We start from the raw sequence: 25,331 nt of genomic DNA, 5'->3' as shown, positions 1-25,331 counted from the left end.
AAGAGACATCACGCCCGTGAATCGCACCCCTTGAGGAGACACCGCATGTCCCGCAACCTAATCGTCGGCATTGCCGTTTTGATTGTCGCCGCTCTGGCCTGGATCGTCATAGGCCGGATGAATCAGGATGAGATCGTCGCCGAGACACCCGAGCCCGCCGCCGTCGAGACACCAACGGTCGCAGAGACCGAGGCAGAGGTCGAGGACGCAGCCGAAGCCGTAGAGGCGGAGGTCGACGAAGCCGGCGACGAGGCCGCCGCTGCCGCTGATTCGGCCGTCGAAGCCGCGGAAGAGGCCGCCGACGATGCTGCCGCAGCCGCGGACGATGCCGCCACCGCCATCGGCGAAGCGGCTGACAACGCAGGCGAAGGCGCCGCCGCCCTGCTGGATGACACGGCCACTGCTGCCGATGCCGCCATGGAAGACGCCGAGGCCGCCTTGGCCGACGCTGTCGAGGAGACGTCCGAAGCGCTGGAGGAAACGACGTCCGTGCTTGAAACCGGCGCGGAAGAAGCCGCCGCCGAGGCAGACGCTGCTGTCGACGCGACGGCCGAAGCCGCAGAAGAAGCTGCGACGGATGCCGCAGAGGCGGCCGAAAACGCGGCGACGGACGCGGCCGAAGCCGCCGATGCCGCCACGGATGGTGTGGCCGAAGCCGTCGAGGAGACCTCGGAGGCCGTGACGGACGGCGCCGATGTGATCGAGACCGAGGTTCCCATCCAGCCGGCAACCGAGGCCCCCGTGACCGAAACCCCCGTGACCGAGGCCCCTGAAGTCGAGGCCCCCGAGGTCGAAGCCGTGGAAGAAGCCGCCGACACCGCCGTGTCCGGCACCGAAGAGGCCGCGACCGAAGCGCCCGTCGCCGAGGAAACCGTCGTCGAGGAAAGCACCGTCACCGAGGATGCGACCGTCGATGCGGACCCGTCCATCACGGATCCGGTCGAGGCGGCACCGTCGGATGCCCTGACCGAAGAGGTCGTGCCGTCCACCGCCGATACGGTCGATCAGGGCGTGGATGCCACGTCCGATACCCTGACGACGGATTCGGCTGATGCCGCTGTCGCCCCGGCCAGCGAGGCGGAGCTGTCGGAGTTGCTGACGCCCGAGACCTTCGACGCGGATGCGATCCTTGCCTATGTCGATGATGCGGACCTGAACCCGCTTGCCAAGACGGCCGTTCGGACCGCCATCGAGCAGGCCCGCGACAACCCGGAGTTCGTGGACGCCGCGATCACCGCAGTGCGCAGCCAGTTCGGCCTCGAGTAAAACGTTCCCAAAACGCAAAAGGGCCGCGCCATCCTGACGATGGCGCGGCCCTCTTTGTGTGTGGCGGTGCTCGTCGGGCCGATCAGCCGACGAAAGCTTTTTCCACGACGTAGTGCTTGGGCTCCGAGTTGGCGCCTTCCTCAAGGCCATATCCTTCGAGGATTGCCTTGATGTCGGTGTTCAGGCCAAGGGATCCGCAGACCATCGCACGATCGGTTTCCGGCGAAATGCCGTCGATCCCGAGGTCGGCGAACACCGTGCCATCGGTCAGCAGGTCCGTGATACGGCCCATCTTGGGGCTTTGTTCGCGCGTTGTTGTCGGATAGTAGGTCAGCTTCGCGAGGTTCTCCTCGCCCAGCAACTCACCCAGCATCTCGTCGCTGCGGATCTCCTCGATCAGCTTGCGACCGTATTCCAGCTCGGCGACGTCGCGAACGGTGTGGGTGATGATGACCTGCTCGTAATCCTCGAATGTCTGCGGATCGCGCAGCAGCGAGGCAAAGGGCGCAAAGCCGGTGCCGGTGGCAAAGAACCACAACCGCTTGCCCGGAAGCAGGGCATCATGGACCAGCGTGCCGACGGGCTTGGGCCGCAGGATGATCTGATCGCCAGGTTTTATATGCTGCAACTTCGACGTCAGGGGGCCGTCCTGCACCTTGATCGAGTAGAACTCCAACTCCTCGTCCCAGCTGGGCGAGGCGATGGAATAAGCCCGCAGAAGCGGCTTCTGCTTGCCGGTCTTCGGGTTCACGTCCCCCATCAGGCCGATCATCACGAATTCGCCCGACCGGAACCGCAGGGATGCGGGGCGGGTCACGCGAAAGCTGAACAGCCGGTCGGTCCAATGGGTCACGGATGTCACCGTCTGCGCATCGGGCAGAACCGGCGTCGCGGTGGCGTTGATGGGGGCTGCGGTGTCTTGGGTCACTGGGCTATGCTCGGTCATGGCAATTCGGGCGCAATCTGCACCCCTCCGGTTCATCTAGTCGTTGATCTGAGTCAGGGAAAGGCGTGGCCGGTCAGCCGGCACGCCGCCGTCCCAGACGCGATTGGTAGTCGTGGGCCTGCCAGTCGGCACGCGCGCGCCACTGATCCTCGGGCTGACGGGCGGCCAGCGTGTCGTCGATCTCTACCTCGTCGAAACCGGCGCGCCGGGCCATGGCGTATTGGTCCGCGATGACGTGGCCGAAGGCGCGCAGGCGCCCCTTGTATCCGGCCTGTCGCAACTGACGCGCGATGGTAAAGCCACGGCCATCGGCGAAGGATGGAAAGGCGACGCGGATGGCCGTCGCCTCGTCCAACCGCGACAGGACGGGTGCCAGGTCGGCATCCGACGGCAGGTCGATCGCGACCGGCCCATTCGCGGGCAGGTCTTCGACGGTCGTGAACCCGTGGTTCAGGTCATCGGGGGCAAACCCGGTATCGGTGACGATTGGCATGGCTCAGCTCCTCGGCCGGGGGGCGGGCCAGATGCGCGCGCCGTCGAAATGAATGCCGCATTCGACCTTGTCGCTGCTGCGCCAGCGGCCGGCGCGCGGCGCCTCGCCGGGCAGGGTCGAGGTGGTGCAGGGCGCGCAACCAATCGAGGAGAACCCCTTGGCGACCAGCGGATGGCGGGGCAGGTCATGGGCGTCCATGTGGGCAACCAGATCGGCACCGGACCACGCGGCCAGCGGGTTGATCTTGATCGCGGCGCCGTCAACCTCGAACAGCGCCAGATCGGCGCGGTCGCCCCCGTGGATGCGCTTGCGTCCCGTGATCCAGCCATCGAAGCCCTGCAGCGCGAGTTCGAGCGGCTTGACCTTACGGATGGCGCAGCAGGCGTCGGTGTCGGCCAGATGCAATTCCCCGGTCGAGTCATGCACGAACAGATCGGACGGATCGGGGCGAATGACCCGGACGTCGGTTAGGCCAAGGGTCTCGGCCACGGTCTGCTGATATGCCAAGGTCTCGGGGAACAGCATCGCCGTCTCCAGAAACAGGACCGGCAGATGCCGGTCGATCTGTGACAGCAAGTGCAGCAATACCACGGAATCCGCCCCGAAGGAGGATACCATCGCAATGTTCCCCAGCTTCGCATCGCCGAGGGCGTGTTCCAGAACGCGGATTGCCGGAGCATCGGCGAGATCGGCGTTCAGCTGACGCGCGCGGGCGGTCAGAAGGGCATTGATATCAAGCGGCATCTTGAGTCTCCCGTTCGGGGTAGAGGGCTGCTTTGAAGGGGGCCGCACCCAGCCGCCGATAGGCGGCGAGGAACGTCTCGGACGCATCGGCCCGCTGATCCAGATAGGCGAGGATCAGGCGTTCGATCGCCGGCACGATGGTGTCATAGGCAAAGCCCGGGCCGGCACGTTCGCCGACGGACATCGTCTCCGTCCCGTCGCCCCCGAGGGTGATCTGGTAGTTTTCGACACCCGCCCGGTCGAGGCCGAGAATGCCGATATGACCGACGTGATGGTGCCCGCAGGCGTTGATGCAGCCCGAGATCTTGATCTTGAGCGCACCGATGTCATGCTCGATCCCCATCTCGTCGATGCGGTTCGCGATCGCCTGGGCAACGGGAATGCTGCGCGCGGTCGCAAGGGCGCAGTAATCCATGCCCGGGCAGGCGATGATGTCGCTGGCCAGGCCGACATTCGCGGTGCCAAGGCCCGCATGACGCAGCATCGCATAGATCGCGGGCAGGTCGGCGCGACGCACGTGGGGCAGGATGACATTCTGCTCATGGCTGATGCGCAGTTCGTCATAGGCGAACCGTTCCGCCAGATCGGCCATCAGGCGCATCTGTTCGGCGGTCGCATCACCCGGCGTCGCACCATGCGCCTTGAGCGAGATGGTCACGATGGCATGGTCGTCGCGGCGGTGGGCCACGGTGTTGGTATCGACCCAGGCCTTCAGCGCGGGGTCGAGCACGGGGGGCAGGTCGGACGACGGCCGGAATGCGGGTGATGCGAACTGCGCCTCGATCCCTGCCAGCATCGCCTGATCGATGCCCGAGAACAGCGGCTTGATCTCGGCAAAGCGCGCTTCGATCTGTTCGCGCATCTCGTCCAGGCCGTTCTCGTGAACCGTGATCTTGATGCGGGCCTTGTACTTGTTGTCGCGCCGTCCCAGCCGGTTGTAGACGGACACGATCGCCTCGCAATAGGGCAGCAGGTCTTCGACGGCCACGAACTCGCGCACCGTCTTGCCGACCATAGGGGTGCGGCCAAGACCGCCGCCGATGATCACCTCGAAGCCGACCTTGCCGTCCTTTTCGGCCGCGACCAGACCGATGTCATGGGCACGGGTCACCGCACGGTCGTTGGGCGACCCGGTCACGGCAATCTTGAACTTGCGGGGCAGGAACTGGAACTCCGGGTGGTCGGTCGACCACTGACGCAGCAATTCGGCAACCGGGCGGGGGTCGATGATCTCGTCCGCCGCAGCACCGGCAAAGTGGTCCGCGGTCACGTTGCGGATCGTGTTGCCGCTGGTCTGGATGGCATGCATCCCGACCTCGCCCAGCCGGTCCAGCATGTCGGGAATATCCGACAGCTTGGGCCAGTTGTACTGGATGTTCTGACGCGTGGTGAAATGGCCGTAGCCCTTGTCGAACTGCTCGGCCAGATCCGCGAGCACGCGCATCTGGTCGGCGCTGATCGTGCCGTAGGGGATCGCCACACGCAGCATGTAGGCGTGCAGCTGCAGGTAGACGCCGTTCATCAGGCGCAGGGGCTTGAACTCGTCCTCGGTCAGGCTGCCGTCGAGGCGGCGGGCCACCTGAGCGCGGAACTGTGCATTGCGCTCGGCCAGGAAATCGCGGTCGAAATCGTTGTACTGATACATCACGCCACCTCGTGAGCTTTGCCGTGGGGATAGTTGGTCGGCCCGGTGGCGCGGAACGCCTCGCGGAAATGGACCGGTTCGGGGCCGTCGGGGCCGTCGCTCACGTCCGCCAGATAGACGCCGACGACCGTTTCGGTCTGTTCGGCCCCATCGATCAGGCGGGCTTCGGCGATCGCCTCGTCCGTCAGGACTTCGGCATCGCCGAGCGAGGTGACCCATGCATCCGTCGCGGACAGATAGACGACGTCGCCTTCGACCAGCAGGTTTGCGGTGACGACTTTGGGGGTAAAGACCTTGGCGCGGCTCATAGCGCGACCTCCTGTCTGGAAAGGGCAATCTGTGCGGCACGCGGGGCGAGGCCGTGGAGGAGAAGGGCGGGACCGGTCACATCCGCGACGGCCTCGGGCAGGGTGGACAACGTCGCAGCGATGGTCCGTTGATCCGGGCGGCTGGCGTTTTCGACGATCGTGACCGGCGTTGACGGTGCCGCCCCATGCATCAGAAGGCGACCCTGCATCCAACGTGCGGCCCGCTTGCCCATGTAGATGGCGGCCACCTCTCCCGGCGCGGCCAGCGCGCGCCAGTCCTGATCCGCAAATCCTTTCATGTCGTGTCCCGTTATCAACCGGACCGAGGCGTTGCGGTTCCGCCGTGTCAGCGATTGACCTATCGAGGCGGTTGCGGCGCTGGCGGCGGTGATGCCGGGCACGATCGACCACGGCAGGCCCGCGGCGTGCAATGCCTCGATCTCCTCGTCCAGCCGGCCGAAGACAGTGGGATCACCGGCCTTCAGGCGGACGACGTGCAGGCCTTTCCTCGCATGCTCGACGATGCAGGCGTTGATGTCGCCCTGTGCGGTCGAAGGGCCGAACCCTTCCTTTCCGGCATCGATGATCGTGGCTTCGCGGCGGGCAAGCTCCAGAATCTCGGGGGCGACAAGGCGGTCGTGGATGACCACGTCTGCCGCGTCCAGCGCCTTGCGCGCCTTCAGGGTCAGCAGCTCCGGGTCGCCGGGACCGGCACCGACCAGATCAACGTGGCCGCCGCGTGCATCCGCCGCCAGATGATCCGACAGCAGGTCATCGAGCGCCGCGCGGACGGCATCCTCACCCTGTTCGGCCGCGCGCGGTCCGGCGATGTCGTAGTACTCGGCCCAGAAACGGCGGCGGGGGGCGCCGAAGGGCAGGGCATTGGCCGCCCGGCGGAACGTCTTCGCGATGCGCGCAAGCGGCCCCAGCTGTGCGGGCAGGGTCTCTTCGAGGTCGGCCTTGATCTTGCGTGCCAGAACAGGTGCCGCGCCCTCGGTGCCGATTGCAACGACAACCGGATCACGGTCGACGATCGCCGGCGTAATGAACTGGCTCTGCTCCAGATTGTCGACGACATTGACCAACGCGCCATCTGCCGCCGCCAGACGGACGGTCGCCGCATCGAGGTCCGCATCTTCCTGCGCGGCATAGGCCAGAACGCAGCACATCGCATCACCTGGTTCCTGCCGGCGACGGATGAGGTGAAGCCTGCCAGCGGCGGCCCAGTCCTCGATCACCTCGTCGAAGGTTTCGGCAACAACGGTGATATGCGCCGTCGTCTTCAACAACAGGCGCAGCTTTGCCACAGCCGCATCACCACCACCGGCGACCAGAACGCGGCGGCCCTCTAGGGCGACGAAGATCGGAAAGTGGTTCATGACGGCACCCTTGCTGTTCGTCGTACATATAGAACGTTGTTCCGTAAAAAGGGGAGTGCACGGCGTGTAACAGGAACGTATGATTGGATAACGATACGAATATGGAAGGATGGTCCAAATGAGCAACAAAACCGGGACGAAGGCGCGTCTGGATGATCTCGACCGGAAAATCCTCCGGGCCCTTCAGGCGGATGCCAGCCAATCGCTGGAAGATATCGCGCGTCAGGTCGGGTCGTCCAAGACGCCGGTCTGGAACCGGATTCGCAAGATGCGGGCGGCCGGGGTGATGGGGCCATCGACTGTCATCCTCGACCCGGAGGCGCTGGGACTGGAGGCGTGTTTCTTTGTCCTCATAAGAACTTCGGAGCATGAAGCCGACTGGCAGGCCCGCTTTCTGGCCACCCTGCGGGCACGCCCCGAAGTGCAGGAGGCGCACCGTCTGGCAGGGGATATCGACTACATCCTTAAGGTGCGCGTGGCCAATGCACGCGCCTACGACGTGTTCTATCAGGCGCTGATTTCGGAGGTGCGCGTCTTCAACGTCACCGCGCTATTGTCGATGGAGGAGTTGAAGTCGGAACCGTCGGTGCCGGTCTGACGGCGACCGACGTGGCGCCGCGTCACAGATCGCGCGGGACCAGGAACGCCACCGGTTTCCCGGGGAAGGGACCTTCGATGATGGTGCAGGCGCACGTGGGGTAACGGGCGAAATCCGGATGCACCGGACGGGGCGCGCAGGCCTGCGCCGCTGCTTCGGCGATGCCGGGGTTGTGGGCGATCACCATCACGGTCGGGATATCCGCGCGGCGGTTGGCGGCGGCAAGTATCGTGTCCGGCCCCGCCAGATAGAGCGCGTCCTGATAATCGGTCGGCACATCATCGAAGCCGAGCGCCGCACGCGTCTGCCGCGTCCGCACCGCAGAGGAACACAGGATCAGGTCCGGCACGTGACGATTGGCGCGCAGCCACCCGCCGACACGGGGGGCGACATCCCGACCCCGCCTGTTCAATGGCCGGTCCCGATCCTCCTGCAGGGGATCCTCCCAATCGGATTTGGCGTGGCGCAGAAGGATAAGTTTCATCGCTCGACCTCGTGAAAATGCGCCATGTGGTGGGCCGCCTGCGCGTCGGGTCGCGCCGGGGACACGGGGCATGCCCGACGCACGGCGCAGCCGCGTGTCATACAGGTATTCGCCGCCTCGTCGAGCCATGAGTGACAGGCCGCAAGATCGTATCCGTCCGGGGTCATGGCATCGACGGGGCAGGCGCCAAGACAGGGCGCGGCGCAGGTTTCACATGGTCGCGGTCCCGCCGGGGGCAGCGCGATCGTTTTCGCGAACAGAAGGGCACCGCGAAAGCTGACGTTCAGGCCGAGGCTTTCGTGCACGAGGGGCCCCACGGGGGACAGGTGGCACGTGCCGGACGCAAGCGCCCAGCGGATGAAGGGCTGCGGCGGGGTGCCGAAGGGAAAGCGCGGCCGCGCGCCGAGGGCATGCGCAAGGTCCGTGATGACGCGCATCGACCATGCGTCGACGGGATCGGGCAGGCGCGCCTCGGGGGCGGCCTGCAACAGGGGCCAGAAACGGACCGGGTCCGGTCCCAGCAGGATCAGGGTTACGTCCTGCGGCATTCCGGTGGCGTCCGGGTCATGTGTTCCGCCCAGCGCGACCAGACCGCAGCTTGCCGCGGCGGCCGCCACCTGTGCGTAGGACGTCATCCGCCCGTGTGGCTCATGTGGCGGGACATCTGGCCATCGGCGCGCTGGCGGGAATAGTCGAAGTCGTGTCCCTTCGGCTTGCGCGCGATGGCCTCCCGAATGGCGGCCTCGACCGGGGCATCCCCCTCGGAGGTGCGCAGGGGCGCGCGCAGGTCGGCCATGTCTTCCTGCCCGAGGCACATGTAGAGTTCGCCCGTACACGTCAGACGGACGCGATTGCAGGATTCGCAGAAATTGTGCGTCAGCGGGGTGATGAAGCCGATCCGCTGACCGGTTTCCTGCAATTCGAAATACCGCGCGGGGCCACCCGTGCGATACGACAGCTCGGACAGGGTAAAGCGCTCGGCCAGCCGTGTCCTCAGATCGCGCAGGGGCCAGTATTGCCCAAGGCGCAAGGTCCCATCGGTTCCGTCGCCCATATCGCCCATCGGCATCACTTCGATGAAGGTCAGGTCGAGGTCATCGCGCGCGCACCAATCAACCAGATCGAAAAGCTCTGCCTCGTTGAAGCCCTTCAGGGCGACGGTGTTGATCTTGACCCGCATGCCCGTGGCGCGCGCCGCGTCGATGCCGCGCCGCACCTTGTCGAGGCTGCCCCAACGGGTGATCGCACGGAACTTGTCGGGGTCGAGCGTGTCGAGCGAGACGTTGATCCGGCGCACGCCCGCATCCCACAACGGTTGGGCAAACCGGTCCAGCTGGCTGCCATTGGTGGTCAGCGTCAGTTCGTCCAGCCGGCCTGCCTCGGAAGTGCCGTCGAGATGGCGCGACATCCCCTCGAAGAACGTCATGATCCCCTTGCGCACCAGCGGTTCCCCCCCCGTGATGCGCAGCTTGCGCACACCCATCCGCACGAAGGCCGAACACAGACGATCCAGTTCCTCCAGCGTCAGCAGATCGCGTTTCGGCAGGAAGGTCATATGCTCCGACATGCAATAGGTGCAGCGGAAGTCGCAACGGTCCGTCACCGACACCCGAAGGTAGTCGATGGTGCGTGCGAAGGGGTCGATGAGGGGTGCAGACATGGCGGGACGCTACGCCCGCCCGACATGTCCCGCAAGGCCCGCTGGCCGTTGCGACCGGGGCATGAACAATTCGTGACGTGCACCCGCGCGTGCACAGGGCCCCCCGTGATGCCGGATGGCGCGGTCTTCGGTGGGGCCAGTCGATGGCCTCCGGCATGCAGGCCCTCGACCCGCCGGGCGAGGGTGTTAAACTCCGCCCGTGAACTTGCCTTGGGGGCCACGATGACACCGCGAATTCTTTTCCTGCTGCCGGCGTTTCTGGCCGGCTGTGCGCAATTGCCCTCACTGGACGGTCTGCGGGGCCCCTTCGGGCAAGCGCCCGAAACACAGGAGACGATCGGAGAGCCGGAGCCCCTGCCGGGCGACGGCGGCACCTCGACGGCCCTGCCGACCGGTGCCAGCATCTCTGCCGACAGTCTGGACACGGTGTCCGAGGCCGAGAAGGACGCGGCACGGGTCAGCGCGGCCTCGGCGCCGGGTGGCACCCTGGGTGAGGTGACGGTCGCGCTGGGCGATCCCACCGATGCGGGGCTCTGGGTCAAATCGGCCCTCGTCAGCTCGGATCAGGCGGGAACGGTTCGCACGGGATCCGGTGATGCGATCGCCGTCACCTTGCGCCCGCTGGGCGCGGGGGCGGGCGGTCCGCAAATCTCCCTGTCGGCGCTTCAGGCCCTCGGCCTGCCGCTGACCGGCCTGCACCCCGTTACACTGGCCACGGGCACGTGACCCTGTCAGAGGCGCGGCGGACGATCCCACATCTCGGGCCGTGGGACGAGATGCGGGCCGCTTTTGCGTGGGACATTCCGGCGAGGTTCAACATCGCGACGGCCTGCTGCGACGCTTGGGCCGAGACGGCACCGGACCGCACGGCGATCATCGACCTGTCGGCGGGGCGTACCGTCTGGACATTTGCCCAGCTGAAGGCCGCATCGGACAGTCTGGCCCTCTCCCTTGCCGACAACGGTGTAAGGCGGGGCGACCGGGTCGCGATCCTGCTGCCGCAACGGGCAGAGGTGATGATCGCGCACCTGGCGGCGATGAAGCTGGGCGCGGTATCCCTGCCGCTGTTCACCCTGTTCGGTCCCGAGGCGCTGGAATATCGCCTGCGCGACAGTGGCGCCGTTGCGATCGTCGCGGACGCGACTGGCCTTGCCAAGCTCGCGGATCTGGATTTGCCCGACCTGCGGCATCTTTATGATGCGGATGCGTGGGATCTGTCGTCGGGGACGGCATTCACCCCTGCGATCACAGGTGCCGATGACCCGGCGATGATGATCTATACCTCCGGCACCACCGGCACACCGAAGGGGGTTCTGCATGCCCATCGGTTCCTGCTGGGCCATCTGCCCTGCGTCGAGACCGCGTTGGACGGATTTCCGCGGGCGGAGGATGTCGCATGGACACCTGCGGATTGGGCATGGATCGGTGGGCTGATGGATCTTGCGATGCCATCGCTGTATTTCGGCGTGCCTCTCATCGCGAAACGGTTCGCCAAGTTCACGCCGCAGGAGGCGTGGGACGTGATGACGTCCGAAAGGGTGACCACGGCCTTTCTGCCACCAACGGCCCTGAAGATGCTGCGCCAAAGCATGGCCCCGGCGGATCTGCGCCTGCGCGCCGTGATGTCGGGGGGCGAGGCGCTGGGCTCCGCCCTGCTCGACTGGGGGCAGACGGCTTTGGGGTGCGCCATCAATGAAATCTACGGTCAGACGGAATGCAACCTCGTGATGGCGTCCTGTGAGGGGACGCAGGACCGGGTGCCCGGTGCCTTGGGGCGCGCGGTCCCCGGTGTGGACGTCGAGGTGCAGCACCCCGACGGTCGCCCCGTGGGGCAGGGTGAGACGGGCGAGATCTGCACCAGGGGGTCTCCGGCCACGTTCCTGCGCTATTGGAACAAGCCGGAGCAGACGCAGGACAAGGTGCGCAACGGCTGGCTGCGCACGGGCGACCTTGGGCGGCTGAACGGGTCAGTCATCACTTACGTATCGCGCGACGACGATGTCATCAATTCCGCCGGCTATCGCATCGGCCCGACCGAGATCGAGACCTGTCTGACCGCGCACCCGGCCGTTCTGATGTGCGCGGTCGTCGGCCTGCCCGATCCGACGCGGGGCGAGGCGGTGACGGCCTTCGTCGTCCTGCATGATGCCGGCGCGGTATCCGATGCCGATCTGATCGCCTGGGTGCGACAGCGTTTGTCACCGCATATGGCGCCGCGCGCGGTCCATTTCGTCGCCGACCTGCCGATGACGGCCACGGGCAAGATCAGACGGCGCGACTTGAAGGAGCATGCGCCGCGACCGCAGGTCGGGGCCTGATCGCGGCGGCGATGCGTCGCCCACGGGAGGATCAGCCCGCGGCGCCGGGTCCGGCGCGCAATTGATGCCGGGCCCCCTCGACAACCTCGTCCGACCGGCGCAGACCTGTCGCGAAATCGCCAAGGGGACATCGATGCAGTTTGAAACGGAACACGGCGCGTTGGACGTCACCATCGACCAGTTGATCATCGCGGGCTGGACCGGACGCGACGCGGCGGCGGTGCAGCACCATATCGACGAACTGGCCGCGATCGGTGTGGCGCCGCCCAGCGAGGTGCCCCTCTACTATCGCGTCTCGCGCAGCCTCTTGACGACAGATCCCGTGGTCGAGGTTCTGGGCGAGCACAGTTCCGGTGAAGCGGAGCCCATGATCCTGCGTCAGGGCGATGATCTGTGGCTTGGCCTCGGCTCTGACCATACCGACCGCGAGTTGGAGGCGACCTCCGTCGCGGCCTCCAAGCAGGTCTGCCCCAAGCCCTGTTCCACCGGGCTGTGGTCCTATGACAGCGTGGCGGGGCATCTGGATCAGATCACGGTCAGATCGTGGATCGAGGAAACGGGCGCCTGGGTGCTTTATCAGGACGGGGCGCTTTCGGGTCTGCGGCCGCTAGACGGGTTGCGCGCGGGGGTGCAGATGGCCGACAGATCGGCCATGATGTGCGGCACCTTCGGGGCCATCGGTGGCGTGCGGCCTGCATCGAAGTTTCGTGCAACGATGACGGACCCCGTTCTGGGACGTGAGATCACGATGACCTACGAGGCGCGCAGCCTGCCCGTCATCGCCTGACGCACGGGTCTGCTAGACCAGCGTTTCGACCACCCGTCGCAGCAGCGCATCGCCCGCCTCGAACTGATCCACCGCGATCCATTCGTCGGGTTGATGCGCCTGCGCGATGTCGCCCGGTCCGCAGACGACAGCCGAGAAGCCACGCTGCTGGAACTGCCCGGCTTCGGTGCCGTAGGTGACGACATGCGTTCCGTTGTCGCCTGTCAGGCGCCGGATCAACGCCTCGGCGGCACCGTCCTGTTCGGGGCTCAGCGCCGGAACCTCCGCGCCGGCCTGCCATGTGACACCGGCGTCGGGATGGCGCGCACGCAGATCCGCGTTCAACGCCGTCAGATGGTCGGTCATCGCGGCGACGTGGCGCGCCATGTCGTCCCCCGCAGGCACGCGGAAGCCCAGCTTGAAGGTGCAATCCTTTGCCGTGATGTTGTGTGCGGTGCCGCCCTGGATCATGCCGACGTGCACGGTGGCATGGGGTGGGTCGAAGGTGGCCGCGATGGGCGACGGCGTTTCGGCCATCAGCATCGCGTTGCGGTCGTTGACCCATGACAGGATGCGCCCGGCCTCGTGGATCGCGCTGACCCCGCGGGGCAGGTTGGAGGAATGCACCTCGTAGCCGTGAACGGCAATTTCGTGTATCAACGACGCGTTGTGCCCCGTCACGGGCCGCATCATCGACGGTTCCCCGATGATCGCCGCGGCGGCACGGGGCAGATGGGCCACCATGTCGTCGATCATCGGCGGTGCGCCGACGCATCCGATCTCCTCGTCGTAGGACAGCGCGATCTGCAACGGGCGCGAAAGGTCCCGGGACAGGGCATGGGGCACCATCGACAGGGCAAGGGCGACGAACCCCTTCATGTCACATGTGCCGCGCCCGAAAAGCTTGCCGTCCCGTTCCACGACCGTCCACGGATCGGTGGTCCAGTTCTGGCCTTCGGTCGGGACGACATCGGTGTGTCCCGAAAGGATGACGCCGCCTTCGACCTGCGGCCCGACATTCGCATGCAGCGCAGCCTTGGTGCCTGTCGCGTCATAGACCCGCCGCGCCGCGACCCCGTGCGAGGCGAGGTAGTCCTCGACCCAGTCGATCAGGTCGAGATTCGATGCGCTGCTGACGGTCGGAAAGGCGACGAGACGGTCTAGGATCTGGCGGGCTGTCAGGTGCTGCGGCATGGGGTCCCTTCCGGTGATCGATGCGGAACAGGTGCGCCGTCGCGGGGGCGGGGTCAAGCGGGGCGCGTCGCCTCAGGCCAGCAGGTTGGGCGTATGCACGAAATGCAGCTTGTTGCCATCGGGATCGTGCAGATAGGCGCCGTAATAATCGGGCGCGTAATGCCTGCGCACGCCGGGCGGCCCCGCGTCCGTGCCACCATGGTCCAGACCCTGCCGATAGGCGTCGTTCACCGCTTCGCGCGACGGCGCGATCAGGGCCGTCATGCTGCCGTTTCCGGCGGTTGCGGCCCCGCCATCGATGGGCGTCACCAGATAGATCCGGGGCGCGATCCGGCCGGGGATGTGCCAGCACCGCATGGCCGTGCCGCCATCGTCCTGCACCGCGCGCTCCTGCCAGCCGAGGGGCGCAAGGGTGGCCGTGTAGAACCGCGCGGCGCGTTCCATGTCGCTGATCCCGATGCAGACGTGGCTGATCATGCGGGGGATTTCGCGATGCCGGTGCCGATCATGCTGTCGCGGGTCACGAGGGCGGCAAGCGCTTCGGGATCCATGCCTTCGGTTCCGGCAGGGCGGGCCGGGATCACGATATAGCGCATGTCCGCCGTGCTGTCGTGGACGCGCACCGTCGTGCCCTCGGGCAATGTCACGCCGAACTCGGACAGCACGCGGCGCGGCTCCCGCACGGTGCGGGTGCGATATGCGCGGGACTTGTACCAATCGGGCGGCAGGCCCAGCAGGTTGCGAGGATAGCACGAACACAGGGTGCAGACGATCACGTTGTGAACATGGGCGGTATTTTCCACCGCAATCAGACGCATGGGGCCGACATCGAAGCCCATCTCGGCCGAAGCGGCGGAACCGTCGGCCAAGAGGCGGTCGCGGAACGCGGGGTCGGTCCATGCGCGGGCCACCACGGCTGCGCCCTGCGCGGGGCTGCGCGCGTCCATCGCGTCGACCTGGGCGGCAACCTCCGCTTCGGTCACCACGCCCTTTTCGACCATAAGCTCCCGGATGGCGATCTCCATCGTCTGCCAATAGGTCAGGGGCCCGTCCTGATCGGCGCGGTACGGGTGCCCGGATGGCGACAGGCCGGAATGGTCGTGGTGGTCATGCGTGCCGGATGGCGTGTCGTGGGGCATCAGGCTTCCTCCAGCCAGTGGGCATAGATCTCGGCATCGAGGGTATCGTCAGGCCGGTCCGTATCGGCCCAGAGGTCGCCCAGCCGGAACCGCACACGATAGAGCGCAAGCAGTTCGCCCGCGTGCCCGTAGGCCAGTTGTTCCGGGTTCGCGAAGGGGCCGAGCACCCGTTCCACCACACCCGTCCGACCACGTAGGTATGCGGGGGTCCGAACATGTCCGGGCGGCGCCATGCGCCGGACACGGACGGCCGTGCCGGGGGGCAAGGTGCCCGCAGGCACAGCACCGGAATCCGGGGCGCTAGCGCGCATCGCATGCCGTGCCATAGGTCGCGCCGCGGGCCTGCACCTCGGCCATGCGCGCGCCCAGTTCGGCAACCGTATAGGTGCCCTGTTCGAGGTGGTTCTGGTTCAGTGCGGCAACCCAGCGTTCGTAATAGGTCATGGTCTCGAACGCCTCTTCGCCCATGTCCTCCAGCACCCTGCGCAGGCCATCGACGGTGAAGACCCCCTTCAGCCCGGACAGGATGACAAGGGCGTCGACGCGCTTTTCCCAGAGGGCAAAATCATGATCCGCGCCGGGAATGGGGCCGGCCAGATCACCGGGACCGGGCAGGCGCCCGCCCATGTCGTGCCAGCGGCGTCCCGCGTCGTCATCCGGTGGTGTGCCCCGATCGCTCATGCCCGTGCTTCCATCGCTACGAGCTGCGGGCGCATCCCGTCCAGATTGTAGCCCGCGCCGCGCAGGGCCGCGAGGATATCATCGACCGGCATCCTGCCCGCCGAGGCCATAGCCCACAAGATCGCGGAGCGCGTGCCGGAGGCGCAATAGGCCACCACGCGCCCCTCGGCGGTCTGGATCGCATCGGCCTGTTCCTCGATCGCTTCCAGCGTCAGGTTCGGCATCGAGACGGGGTTGAACACGAAGGCGAGGCCGGCGGCCTCTGCCGCGGCCTGCATCGCTGCGGCCTGATGGCTGGGCGGCACCTCGGCATCCGGACGGTTGCAGATGATCGTGGTCACGCCATCGGCGGCCAGCGCGGCAAGATCCTGCGGGTCGAGTTGCGGAGCAACGGAAGATGCGTCGTCGAGGGGGCGGATGTCCATTGGGGGCCAGTCTCCGGCAAAGCAATGAGGTCGGGCCAAAGGATGCCCGTAGCCCGGGCCCGCGTAAAGGGGCGTGGGTTTACAGGACTGCCTACAGTATCAGCTCGTTGTCAGCCTCTTCGTCCCGGCTTTCGTCGTGGCTGGCCAGGGCCATGCCGAAGGTCAGGATGCCGACGCGCCCGGCTGTCATCAGCACGATGATGACCAGCTTGCCGAGGTCCGTCAGGTCGCCGGTGATCCCCATTGACAGGCCAACCGTGCCCATCGCTGAAATCGCCTCGAACATCACGGCATCGAAAGGAAGGCCGGGGTCGGCCAGCAACAGAAGGAACGTCGCCATCAGCAGCAGCGCGGCGTAGTAACTTAGCGAGGCGGTTGCCGTCTGAAGCCGGGGCAAGGGGATCTCACGCTTGAAGTAGCGGATCCGCTCTCGTCCCTTGAGGGTCGAGCGGACAAGACCGACCAAAGCCGCGAAGGACGTCGTCTTAAGGCCGCCGCCCGTGCCCGCAGGTGAGGCGCCCACGACCATCAAGAAGAACATCACAATCAGCATCGCGGGTGCCAGCGCGCCTGTCGGGGTGGAATTGAACCCGACAGTCGAGGAGGCAGACATCACCTGAAAGAAGGCGGCCAGCAGGCGGTCCTCGGGGGGCAGGGCCTGGTACGTCGGTTCGGCCACGAACATCAAAGCGGTTCCGACGACAAGGAACGACAGGGTAATTCGCCAGATCACCTTGGAGGTGAAGCCGAGGTGCCGCGCCCGGCCCAGCACCGTGCGCCAGAAATCCACCACGATCAGAAAGCCCATCGCGCCCAGAAGCGACAGAACGGACAGTGTCAGCAGAATGCCGGCATGGTTCGAGAAGTCCTCGAAGCTGTTGGAATTGAGACTGAAGCCTGCAGTGGCGAAGGCCGATATCGAATGAAAGATTGCCGACCATGCCGCATCCGGTACGCCCTCGGCTCGAAAGAAGGCATAGAGGATAAGCGCGCCGACCACCTCTACCAGCAGTGTGAAGATGACGACCGCGCGTAGAAAGCTGGCGGGATCCACCCTGTCAGGCAGGTTGAAAGCGCTGCGCGTTGTCTGGCGGCGCAGCCGGTCGAAGCGGTGCGCAAGGTGCAGGGAGACAAACGACCCGATGGTCATGTAGCCGAGGCCGCCCATCTGGATCAGTGCCAGAAGGACCACCTCTCCGGCGAAGGTGAAACTGCTGCCTGGATCCACCGTCACGAGGCCGGTGGTCGAAACAGCCGATGTCGCGATGAACAGCGTATCTATGGCGGAGACCGGCACCGTCTGCGCGAAGGGCATCGACAGCAATGCCCATCCAAGCAGCATGTAACTGAGGTATCCCACCAGAAGAAGGCGCGGTGCGGGTGTTTGAGACAGGGTCAGACGCCAGCGGGCCCAGCCGCGGATGGCCGAACGACGGAAGGAGGAGCGAGGCATCTCTACTCTCCGTTCAGACAAGAGAACGCAACGGATGGTTGCGCAAACGGTTCCCCACGCTCTTGCGCGGCCGGTAACCGTGGCCCTAGACCGGGCGCATGGGACAATCAAGGGGGGCAGTTTCATGGGATGGACGTCGGAGTGGGAGCGTGCGCGGGACGACGTGGAAGGGTTCTGGATGGACGCGGCAAAGGCGATCGACTGGGACGTGCCGCCCAGTCGGGCCTTGCACGATCAAGGCGGCCCGGTGCCCGAATGGTACGTCGATGGCATGGTCAACACCTGCTACAACGCGGTGGACCGGCATGTGGCCGCAGGTAACGGCGACCGGGTCGCCATCATCTACGACAGCCCCGTCACCGATACGGTGACCCGCACGACCTATGCCCAGTTGCAGGACCGCGTCGCGCGCCTTGCCGGTGCAATGGCCGCGCGCGGTGTCACGATCGGCGATCGTGTCCTTATCTACATGCCCATGGTGCCCGAAGCCTTGGAGGCTATGCTGGCCTGTGCCCGGTTGGGGGCGATCCACTCCGTCGTGTTCGGCGGGTTTGCTTCGGCTGAACTGGCCGTCAGGATCGATGACGCCACGCCGAGGATCGTGCTTGCCGGGTCAGGCGGCATCGAGCCGAACCGCACCGTTCCCTACAAGCCGCTGCTGGATGCGGCGATCGACATGGCCACCCACAAGCCGGAGACGTGCTTCATCCTGGAACGTCCGGGTCTGGAGGTCACACTGGGCGAACGGGATGTGAACTGGGCCGAGGTTGCCGCCGCCGCCGAACCGCACCCTTGCGTGCCCGTACGTGGCGATCATCCTGCCTATATCCTCTATACCTCGGGGACGACGGGCGCCCCGAAGGGCGTCGTGCGCGCGACCGGCGGGCACCTCGTCGCCCTCGACTGGACGATGAAGAACGTCTACGGCGTCGAGGCGGGCGAGGTCTATTGGGCGGCCTCGGACGTTGGCTGGGTCGTCGGACACAGCTATATCTGCTATGCCCCGTTGATCCACGGTTGCACGACCATCGTGTTCGAGGGAAAGCCCGTCGGAACACCCGACGCCTCGACGTTCTGGCGCGTGATCTCGGACCACAAGGTCTCGGCCTTCTTTACCGCGCCGACGGCCTTTCGCGCGGTCAAGCGCGACGATCCCAAGGGAGAGATGATGGCCGGGCACGACCTTTCGGCCCTTCGGACCATCTTTCTGGCCGGTGAACGCGCCGATCCCGATACGATCGAATGGATCGCCAAGCTGACCGGCAAACCCGTGATCGATCATTGGTGGCAGACGGAGACTGGGTGGGCCATCGCCGCCAATCCCGTCGGGTTGGAGCATCTTCCGGTCAAGATCGGCTCACCGGCGAAACCGATGCCGGGCTATGACGTTCAGGTGCTGGACGAGGGGGGGCACCCCGTCCCGGCGGGAACCCTTGGCGCCATCGCGATCAAGCTGCCTCTGCCGCCCGGCACCCTGCCGATGCTCTGGAACGCCGAAGAGCGGTTCCGCAAAAGTTACCTGACGACCTTCCCGGGATACTACGAAACCGGTGACGCCGGGATGCTGGACGAAGATGGGTATCTGTGGATAATGGCGCGCACCGATGACGTCATCAACGTCGCGGGCCATCGTCTGTCTACCGGCGCGATGGAGGAAGTGCTTGCCACCCACCCGGACGTCGCCGAATGTGCCGTGATCGGGGTGGCGGACGACCTGAAGGGACAGCTGCCGCTGGGCTTTCTGATCCTGTCCCGCGGTGTCGATCGCCCCGAGGGCGAGATCGTCGCCGAATGCATCAAGCTGGTGCGGGACAAGATCGGACCCGTCGCGGCCTTCAAGCTGGCCGTGGTCGTCGATCGCCTGCCCAAGACGCGGTCGGGCAAGATTTTGAGAGGCGTCATGGCCAAGATTGCCGATGGAACGGACTGGAAAATGCCTGCGACGATCGACGATCCGGCAATCATGGATGAAATCGGCGCGGCCTTGACCACGCTTGGCTATGCGTCGGCGCAGGCACGGTGACGGACCGCCGCAAAACCACCCCGGGCGGGGTCGTGCCGACCCCGGACCCGATCGAACTGCTCGCGCATGATATCCGCGCGACGGTATCCGATGTCATCGGCGGTCTGCGGCTGATCGATCCTGATGACCTGCCCGAAGCGGCGCGGGAACAGATCGGCCGGATCCATGTCGCGTCCGAACTGCTGGCCCGGCTGGTCGAGGAAATGCTGCTGGGCGCACCGGGCAGCGATAGCCACGAGGCGGGCGGCGTCGATGTCCTGAACCTGCACCGGTTTCTGGATGATGAGCTGCGGCGCTGGCACGGGGCCTCGCGCCCGACCAATACGCGCGTCCTGTTGAGCCGCTCGCCCGAGGTGCCACAGATCATCAGGTTGCCCAGCCTGCCGCTGAGGCGGATCATCGCCAACCTGATGGGAAATGCCCTGCGGCACGCGCCGGGCGGGACGGTGGAACTGGGCGCGGCCATCTATCCCGATGGGACCCTTTCCCTATGTGTCAGCGACAATGGACCGGGCTTTCCCGAAGACCTTCTGCCGCGCCTGTTCGACCCTGCCACCCGCGGTGGCAGCGCGCCGGGCACGGGCATGGGGCTGCATATCGCATCGGCCCACGCCGAGGGGTTGGGCGGTCAGATGTTGGCGCGCAACCTTCCCGAAGGGGGCGCGCGCGTCACCCTGAACATTCCTGCCAGATCCTGGAAGCGGGCGGCGGACGAGCCGCAGGGGACGCTCCCCAACCTGTGCGGTGTGCGGGCCCTCGTGGCCGATGACAGCGCGACGAACCAGACCCTGCTGCGGGGAATGCTGGCGCATATGGGTGCGGAATGCGAAACCGCGTCCGATGGCATCGAGGCGCTGAACTGGTTGAACCGGGAACGGTTCGACATCGCGCTGATCGACCTCGAAATGCCACGTCTCGGCGGGTTGGAGGTGATCCGGTCCGAACGTCTGCGCCAAGCCCGCGGCATTGCCCCGCCGATGGTGATGGTGGCGATGACGGCCTATGTCCTGCGCGACAACCGGGAGGCCATCTTCGAGGCGGGGGCCGATGGCATCCTCGCCAAACCGCTTGGGACGATCGAAACCTTCGGAAAGGTCGTCCATCACTACCTTCAAAGTGCGCCGGACCCGGCAGACTGGGCGCCGGAGCGCGCGCCGCCGTTTTCCTATGCGACACTGGCCGAGTTGATGGCCGCGGCAGGCCCCGATCAGGGCGATGTCCTGCTGAGCCGTCTGAAGGAGGACCTGACTGGCGTGGCCGATGCCATGTCCGAGGCAATCGAGGATCGCGATCTGGGCGTCATCCGGGCTCAGACGCATATCCTCTTGTCACTCGCGGGCGCGATAGGCGCGCTGCCGACGCAGGAAGCGGCCCGTAGGCTTCATCAGGTCACGCGTCAGGGCGATGAAGAGGCGATCAGCATCGCAGCCAAGATGTGTCTCGGGCGGTTGCAGGAGATGCGCGCCGAACTCGCCCAGACCGGCTGACGAACCAGGTGGAAGGTCGCTGGCGGCGCGCCGTCAGACCTCCTGCGTCACGGGGTCATCTGCCAGCAGGACCGTCTCGACGCTCGCACCGGTTTCAAGGGTGCGGTGTACCGGGCAACGGTCCGCGATCTCCAACAGGCGGTCCCGCTGTTCATCCGTCAACGGCCCTTTCAACGTGATCATGCGCCGGAACCTGTCGATCCGTTCCGAGGCGGAGGGCGCATCCTGCGCGTGCATGCGGTCGTGGGTCACGTCGACCGAGACATGCTGCAACGGCCATTTCTTGCGCCGGGCATACATGCGCAGGGTCATCGACGTGCAGGCGCCCAGCGACGCGGCCAGAAACTGATACGGGGTCATGCCGAGGTTCGTGCCGCCATAGGCGACGGGTTCATCGGCGCGGATATGGTGAATGCCCCCGGCCACGATGTCCTGTGCAAATCCGTTCGGATCGGCCTCGGTCACGCGGGTGACGCCTTCGGGCGCGCCGATCGGCGGGGCCGGGCGCGTGACGTCGACGTAGCGGGTAACCCAGGCACCGATGACATCCGCCGCATATTCTGCGTCGGAAGGGCGCGTGATCAGGTGATCCGCATCGTCGAGCGTGACGAAGCTTTTGGGGTGTTTCGCGGCCGTAAAGATGCGGGTCGCATTTTCGATGCCCACCGTCTCGTCCCGGGGCGCGTGCAGCACGAGCAGGGCGTGGTTCAGGCCAGCGATGGCGTCCTGCAACTTGGCGCCTGCAACATCCTCGACAAATGCCTGACCGATGCGCAGCTTGCGTGGACCCAGCTGAACCTCGGCCACGCCGTCACGGGCGATGTCGTCCAGCGCGCCGCCGAAATTATGCGTGACATGGCCGGGGTCGAACGGCGCACCTATCGTCACGACCGCACGCAATGATGCGATCGACCCCGCAGCGCGCAGCACGGCCGCCCCGCCGAGGGAGTGGCCGATGATGATCTGCGGCGCAAGGCCACGGTCGGCAAGGGCCTGTCCGGCGGATACGAGGTCATCGACGTTGGAGGTGAAGGAGGTGTTCTCGAACTCGCCCTCGGAATGGCCGAGGCCGGTAAAGTCGAAGCGCAGCACCGCGATCCCCATGGAGGCGAGGCGCGTGGCGATGCGGCGGGCGGCGGGGATGTCCTTGCCACATGTGAAGCAGTGGGCCATCAGGGCCGTCGCACCGACAGGCCCCTCCGGAAGGTCCAGCCGGGCGGCCAGCTGGCTGCCGTCGTGGCCTGCGAATGTGAAACGTTCGGTCGGCATGAGTCGTCCTTTCGGTTGCGCACAACATGGTCGTGCAGGGCAGGGCGGCGCAACCGCCGCGGACCCGTCGTCACACAACGGTGACAGGGGCGGGCCCGTTGCCTCACGTCCGGGAGAGAACGGTGCGCAGGTGACATGGGTGCCCTGCGCCGGCGCCCCGATGCATGGCCAGGGCGGGCGCAATAGCGACGTGGCGGGCAAGGTCGCCGCGAACGGCGGGCGGAACACGGGGTTGACGTCGATCAGCGGTGCGCCACTCTGGCAGGCAGAACCAAGTCAAGAAGTGGTCGTGCCGTGCTCCGCAGTCTTTCTCTCCTCCTCGTGTGCATTCTGGTCTGGTCCCTCCCGGTTGGCGCGCAGGAGGCGTCGCAGCCGTCCGGGACGATCTCGGTCACGCAGGATGGTCGCGGTGACATGGCGATCGAACGTCGCATCGAGGCGATCATCGCGGAACTGGACGGATACGACGGCGTCGGCGTGTCCGTCCGCGAAGGCATCGTGACCTTCACGGGCGAGGTGCTGGACAGCGAATCCATCCCCCGGCTGGATGAGCTGGCGGCCCGCGTCGATGGTGTTGTCGCGATCGAGAACGATGTGACCGAAAGCACCGATGTCGCACAGCGGCTGGATCCCGTCCTCGACCGGTTCAAATCGCGCATGTCGCAAGTTGTCGATTATCTTCCCCTGCTGGTCGTGGCGATACTTGCCGGTGCGCTTGTCATGATGCTGGGCGTGGCCCTTGCCCGGTGGCAGGCGCCGTGGCGCCGTCTGGCGCCCAATGCGTTCATCGCCGATATCTATCGCGTGGTCCTGCGACTGGTGTTCGTTCTTGCCGGTATTGTCGTGGCGTTGGACATCCTGAACGCGACCGCCGTGCTGACGGGTCTGCTGGGGGCCGCGGGTATCGTCGGTCTGGCGGTCGGCTTTGCTGTCCGCGACACGGTCGAGAACTTCATCGCCTCGGTCATGCTGTCCCTGCGTCAGCCGTTTCGGCCCAATGACTACGTGGACATCGAGGGCAGCGCCGGTTCGGTGATCCGCCTGACCAGCCGGGCAACGATCCTGCTGGATGCGGACGGCAATCACGTGCGCCTGCCCAACAGCTTCGTCTTCAAGGGCAAGATCATCAACTATACCCGCAACGCGGAGCGTCGCTTCTCCTTCGTTCTGGGGATCGATCCGAACGATGATCTGGCCGAGGCACGGCGCATCGGGCTGGATACACTGGCCGGTCTGGACTTCGTTCTTGCGCAGCCGGCGCCGCAGGTCTGGATCAAAGAGGCGGGGGATTCGACCGTCTCGATGGAGTTCCTTGCATGGATCAATCAGCATGACAGCAGCTATCCGGTCGCACGGGGCGAGGCGCTGCGCGTGGTGATGGCGGCCTTGACACAGGCCGGGATCGGCCTGCCGGAGCCGAGTTATCGCCTCAACCTCGTGGGTGGGGGCCTGCCGGTCATCGACCTGCCGGATGCGGAGAAGCGGGCCCAAGCGCTCGTGGTGTCCGAAGAGGACACGCCGGCATCACCGCCCCCGACGGCCGAAGATGTGACGGCCGATACCACCATCGAACGCATGGTCGAGGAGGAGCGACGCGTGACTGCGGGCGATGACCTGCTGAGCCACGCAGCCCCCAGCGAGTAGAGGAGCAGCGGCCCAGTCATCCCGCATCGCTAGACGCCCATCAGGCGGGGATCGAACGGATAGGATGTCAGGTTTTCAAATCCGTCTTCCGTGATGACAACCTGATCCTCCAGCTTGATCGAGAAATCGCCCCCTTCGGGCGAGATCAGCGCCTCGACACAGAGGGTCATGCCGATTTCCGTGACATAGTCATCGAAGGCGCCGGGGACGTATCGATCGGGATAGGCGATCAGGGGCCATTCGTCGCAAAGACCGACGCCGTGCATCAGGCAGCCGTACTTCTGCGCCTGAAATTCGGGCCGCAGGAAATGGGTGTTCATCGTCAGATCGCGCAGGCCGAGGCCGGGGCGCAGCCCCTGCATGTTCCGGGTGATATGCTCATGCCCGTGCCGCATCGCATCGATCATGTCGGGACGGGGTGGTATGTCATCGCCAATCCACCACGTACGGCTGAGATCCGCACACATGCCGTAGGGCCCGATCAGGTCGGTGTCGAAGGCAAGGATTTCACCCTCCGAAATCTCGCGGGGGCCGCTTTCCTGAAACCACGGGTTCGTGCGCGGGCCGGAGGTCAGCAGGCGCGTCTCGATCCATTCGCCGCCACGCTTGATGTTCGATCTGTGCAATTCCGCCCAGACATCGTTTTCCGTCACGCCGCCATTGGGTATCTCGGCGCGGGCAAAGGTCTCCATCTCGGCCATGGCGGCCTCGCAGCTGTGAATCGCGCAGCGCATGGCGCGGATTTCATCCAAGCATTTCACGGATCGCGCCTTTTCGGTCAATTCCTCGCCCGGAAAGACGGTGATGCCGAGACCTTCCAACGCGCGCAACGCGTGGATCATCGGCTTGTCGATTCCCAACCGCATGGTCCCACCGCCATGATCGGCCAGCAGGTCGCGCACTTCGCCCGCAAAGATGGTTGCCGCCTGTTCCAACCCGTCGCCCCGGTCGAAGTAGAAAAGATCCGCGCCTGCCCGGCGTTCCCGCACCAGCGGATTGAATTCGCTCAGGAAGACGGCGTTGGCGTAGTCCCAGATCACCATGTGTCCGTCGGCGCAGACCAGAACCGCACGAAACGGGTTGTGGGTGTTCCAAAGCTGCATGTTGGTCGAATCCGTCGCGTAGCGGATATTGAGCGGATCGAACATCAGGACCCCGCCATAGCCACGCGCCGCGACGCCCGCGACCAGACGCGCAAGGCGATGGGCGCGCATGGCGGAAACATCGGGAAGTGACAAGCCGGCCGCTTCCCATTCGCGATACGCCAAGAGGGTCGGTCCGATCTCCAGGCGGTTGGAATGGTTCGCCAAGCCGTCCGCCAGATGCGTTCCGTGCGTGGGGTCGATCTTGCGGATATCGCGGTAATGGTCCTTCATCGCAGCGCCTCCTTCTTGTATCAGGGTGATCGT

The 25,331-nt window shown here is 65.9% G+C and carries 26 protein-coding genes; 8 read left to right on the top strand and 18 right to left on the bottom strand.

The features are described from left to right. Positions 1-45 precede the first annotated feature (45 nt). The gene (locus tag V6N07_RS05385; RefSeq protein ID WP_371154621.1) at positions 46-1,266 is read left to right on the top strand and encodes a hypothetical protein; all 1,221 of its coding nucleotides are present in this window, start codon (positions 46-48) and stop codon (positions 1,264-1,266) included. Positions 1,267-1,348: 82 nt separating this feature from the next. Here V6N07_RS05385 and V6N07_RS05380 read toward each other — a convergent pair whose 3' ends face one another. The 6 genes from V6N07_RS05380 to cysG all read right to left on the bottom strand — a co-directional run bounded on the left by V6N07_RS05380 (position 1,349) and on the right by cysG (position 6,781). Beyond that, on the bottom strand, positions 1,349-2,212 hold the full coding sequence (locus V6N07_RS05380; protein ID WP_371154620.1) for a ferredoxin--NADP reductase: 864 nt from the start codon (positions 2,210-2,212) through the stop codon (positions 1,349-1,351). A gap of 73 nt (positions 2,213-2,285) precedes the next feature. Continuing rightward, on the bottom strand, positions 2,286-2,705 hold the full coding sequence (locus V6N07_RS05375; RefSeq protein WP_371154618.1) for a DUF934 domain-containing protein: 420 nt from the start codon (positions 2,703-2,705) through the stop codon (positions 2,286-2,288). A 3-nt stretch (positions 2,706-2,708) separates the two neighbouring features. Next, complete coding sequence (locus V6N07_RS05370; protein WP_371154616.1) at positions 2,709-3,449, bottom strand: phosphoadenylyl-sulfate reductase; 741 nt, start codon at positions 3,447-3,449, stop codon at positions 2,709-2,711. Continuing rightward, positions 3,439-5,094, bottom strand: coding sequence for a nitrite/sulfite reductase (locus V6N07_RS05365; RefSeq protein ID WP_371154614.1), 1,656 nt, complete (start codon positions 5,092-5,094; stop codon positions 3,439-3,441). The genes V6N07_RS05370 and V6N07_RS05365 overlap by 11 nt, the downstream gene beginning before the upstream one ends. Beyond that, a complete protein-coding gene (locus V6N07_RS05360; RefSeq protein WP_371154612.1) occupies positions 5,094-5,402 on the bottom strand; it encodes a DUF2849 domain-containing protein in 309 nt (102 codons plus the stop codon). Before V6N07_RS05360 ends, V6N07_RS05365 begins: the two co-directional genes overlap by 1 nt. Beyond that, positions 5,399-6,781, bottom strand: coding sequence for a siroheme synthase CysG (gene cysG, locus V6N07_RS05355; protein ID WP_371154610.1), 1,383 nt, complete (start codon positions 6,779-6,781; stop codon positions 5,399-5,401). The genes V6N07_RS05360 and cysG overlap by 4 nt, the downstream gene beginning before the upstream one ends. A gap of 118 nt (positions 6,782-6,899) precedes the next feature. On the opposite strand from cysG, the gene V6N07_RS05350 reads away from it, so the two are divergent. Beyond that, positions 6,900-7,379, top strand: coding sequence for an Lrp/AsnC family transcriptional regulator (locus V6N07_RS05350; RefSeq protein WP_371154608.1), 480 nt, complete (start codon positions 6,900-6,902; stop codon positions 7,377-7,379). A gap of 22 nt (positions 7,380-7,401) precedes the next feature. Here the strand turns inward: V6N07_RS05350 and V6N07_RS05345 are convergent, their stop codons facing one another. The 3 genes from V6N07_RS05345 to moaA are packed head-to-tail and all read right to left on the bottom strand — an operon-like array spanning position 7,402 to position 9,523. Next, the gene (locus tag V6N07_RS05345) at positions 7,402-7,863 is read right to left on the bottom strand and encodes a histidine phosphatase family protein (protein ID WP_371154607.1); all 462 of its coding nucleotides are present in this window, start codon (positions 7,861-7,863) and stop codon (positions 7,402-7,404) included. After that, entirely contained in the window at positions 7,860-8,498 is a 639-nt protein-coding gene (locus V6N07_RS05340; RefSeq protein WP_371154605.1) for a ferredoxin, read from the bottom strand. Before V6N07_RS05340 ends, V6N07_RS05345 begins: the two co-directional genes overlap by 4 nt. Further along, positions 8,495-9,523, bottom strand: coding sequence for a GTP 3',8-cyclase MoaA (gene moaA / locus V6N07_RS05335; protein ID WP_371154603.1), 1,029 nt, complete (start codon positions 9,521-9,523; stop codon positions 8,495-8,497). The genes V6N07_RS05340 and moaA overlap by 4 nt, the downstream gene beginning before the upstream one ends. A gap of 222 nt (positions 9,524-9,745) precedes the next feature. Between moaA and V6N07_RS05330 the strand changes: the two genes are divergently transcribed. From V6N07_RS05330 to V6N07_RS05320, 3 genes are all read left to right on the top strand, one after another. Further along, positions 9,746-10,249 (top strand): hypothetical protein, encoded by a 504-nt coding sequence (locus tag V6N07_RS05330; RefSeq protein WP_371154601.1) that lies wholly within the window; start codon positions 9,746-9,748, stop codon positions 10,247-10,249. Further along, the gene (locus tag V6N07_RS05325; RefSeq protein WP_371154599.1) at positions 10,246-11,841 is read left to right on the top strand and encodes an AMP-binding protein; all 1,596 of its coding nucleotides are present in this window, start codon (positions 10,246-10,248) and stop codon (positions 11,839-11,841) included. Before V6N07_RS05330 ends, V6N07_RS05325 begins: the two co-directional genes overlap by 4 nt. A gap of 133 nt (positions 11,842-11,974) precedes the next feature. After that, positions 11,975-12,628, top strand: a complete 654-nt coding sequence (locus tag V6N07_RS05320; protein ID WP_371154597.1) for a DUF2848 domain-containing protein — start codon at positions 11,975-11,977, stop codon at positions 12,626-12,628. 12 nt (positions 12,629-12,640) lie between these two features. On the opposite strand, the gene argE is transcribed toward V6N07_RS05320, so the two are convergent. The 7 genes from argE to V6N07_RS05285 form a co-directional block, all read right to left on the bottom strand. Next, positions 12,641-13,801, bottom strand: coding sequence for an acetylornithine deacetylase (gene argE / locus V6N07_RS05315; protein WP_371154595.1), 1,161 nt, complete (start codon positions 13,799-13,801; stop codon positions 12,641-12,643). Between the two features lie 72 nt (positions 13,802-13,873). After that, on the bottom strand, positions 13,874-14,278 hold the full coding sequence (locus V6N07_RS05310) for a VOC family protein (protein WP_371154594.1): 405 nt from the start codon (positions 14,276-14,278) through the stop codon (positions 13,874-13,876). Beyond that, the gene (gene nthA, locus V6N07_RS05305; RefSeq protein WP_371154593.1) at positions 14,275-14,940 is read right to left on the bottom strand and encodes a nitrile hydratase subunit alpha; all 666 of its coding nucleotides are present in this window, start codon (positions 14,938-14,940) and stop codon (positions 14,275-14,277) included. Before nthA ends, V6N07_RS05310 begins: the two co-directional genes overlap by 4 nt. Then, on the bottom strand, positions 14,940-15,251 hold the full coding sequence (locus V6N07_RS05300; RefSeq protein WP_371154591.1) for an SH3-like domain-containing protein: 312 nt from the start codon (positions 15,249-15,251) through the stop codon (positions 14,940-14,942). Before V6N07_RS05300 ends, nthA begins: the two co-directional genes overlap by 1 nt. Further along, positions 15,241-15,621: a ScnB-like protein gene (locus V6N07_RS05295; RefSeq protein ID WP_371154590.1), complete on the bottom strand. Its 381-nt coding sequence runs from the start codon at positions 15,619-15,621 to the stop codon at positions 15,241-15,243. Before V6N07_RS05295 ends, V6N07_RS05300 begins: the two co-directional genes overlap by 11 nt. Continuing rightward, the gene (locus V6N07_RS05290; protein ID WP_371154589.1) at positions 15,618-16,046 is read right to left on the bottom strand and encodes a TIGR01244 family sulfur transferase; all 429 of its coding nucleotides are present in this window, start codon (positions 16,044-16,046) and stop codon (positions 15,618-15,620) included. The genes V6N07_RS05295 and V6N07_RS05290 overlap by 4 nt, the downstream gene beginning before the upstream one ends. A 91-nt stretch (positions 16,047-16,137) precedes the next feature. Continuing rightward, on the bottom strand, positions 16,138-17,499 hold the full coding sequence (locus V6N07_RS05285; RefSeq protein ID WP_371154588.1) for a TrkH family potassium uptake protein: 1,362 nt from the start codon (positions 17,497-17,499) through the stop codon (positions 16,138-16,140). Positions 17,500-17,623: 124 nt separating this feature from the next. Here V6N07_RS05285 and V6N07_RS05280 point away from each other — a divergent pair, with 124 nt between their 5' ends. Continuing rightward, positions 17,624-19,522 carry an AMP-binding protein gene (locus V6N07_RS05280; RefSeq protein ID WP_371154587.1) on the top strand — a complete coding sequence of 633 codons (1,899 nt, stop codon included), beginning with the start codon at positions 17,624-17,626 and terminating at the stop codon, positions 19,520-19,522. Continuing rightward, positions 19,519-21,009, top strand: a complete 1,491-nt coding sequence (locus V6N07_RS05275) for an ATP-binding protein (protein WP_371154586.1) — start codon at positions 19,519-19,521, stop codon at positions 21,007-21,009. The genes V6N07_RS05280 and V6N07_RS05275 overlap by 4 nt, the downstream gene beginning before the upstream one ends. Positions 21,010-21,042: 33 nt before the next feature. On the opposite strand, the gene V6N07_RS05270 is transcribed toward V6N07_RS05275, so the two are convergent. Then, complete coding sequence (locus tag V6N07_RS05270; protein ID WP_371154585.1) at positions 21,043-22,278, bottom strand: alpha/beta fold hydrolase; 1,236 nt, start codon at positions 22,276-22,278, stop codon at positions 21,043-21,045. A gap of 294 nt (positions 22,279-22,572) precedes the next feature. Between V6N07_RS05270 and V6N07_RS05265 the strand changes: the two genes are divergently transcribed. Further along, on the top strand, positions 22,573-23,922 hold the full coding sequence (locus V6N07_RS05265) for a mechanosensitive ion channel domain-containing protein (RefSeq protein WP_371154584.1): 1,350 nt from the start codon (positions 22,573-22,575) through the stop codon (positions 23,920-23,922). Positions 23,923-23,951: 29 nt separating this feature from the next. Here the strand turns inward: V6N07_RS05265 and dddP are convergent, their stop codons facing one another. Then, positions 23,952-25,298, bottom strand: coding sequence for a dimethylsulfonioproprionate lyase DddP (gene dddP / locus V6N07_RS05260; RefSeq protein ID WP_371154583.1), 1,347 nt, complete (start codon positions 25,296-25,298; stop codon positions 23,952-23,954). Positions 25,299-25,331 lie beyond the last annotated feature (33 nt).

The sequence above is a fragment of the Jannaschia sp. 2305UL9-9 genome, assembly GCF_041403465.1.
Taxonomy (GTDB): domain Bacteria; phylum Pseudomonadota; class Alphaproteobacteria; order Rhodobacterales; family Rhodobacteraceae; genus Jannaschia.
Note: the sequence above shows the minus strand (reverse complement) of the source record. Positions and strands in the feature narration are given on the sequence as shown.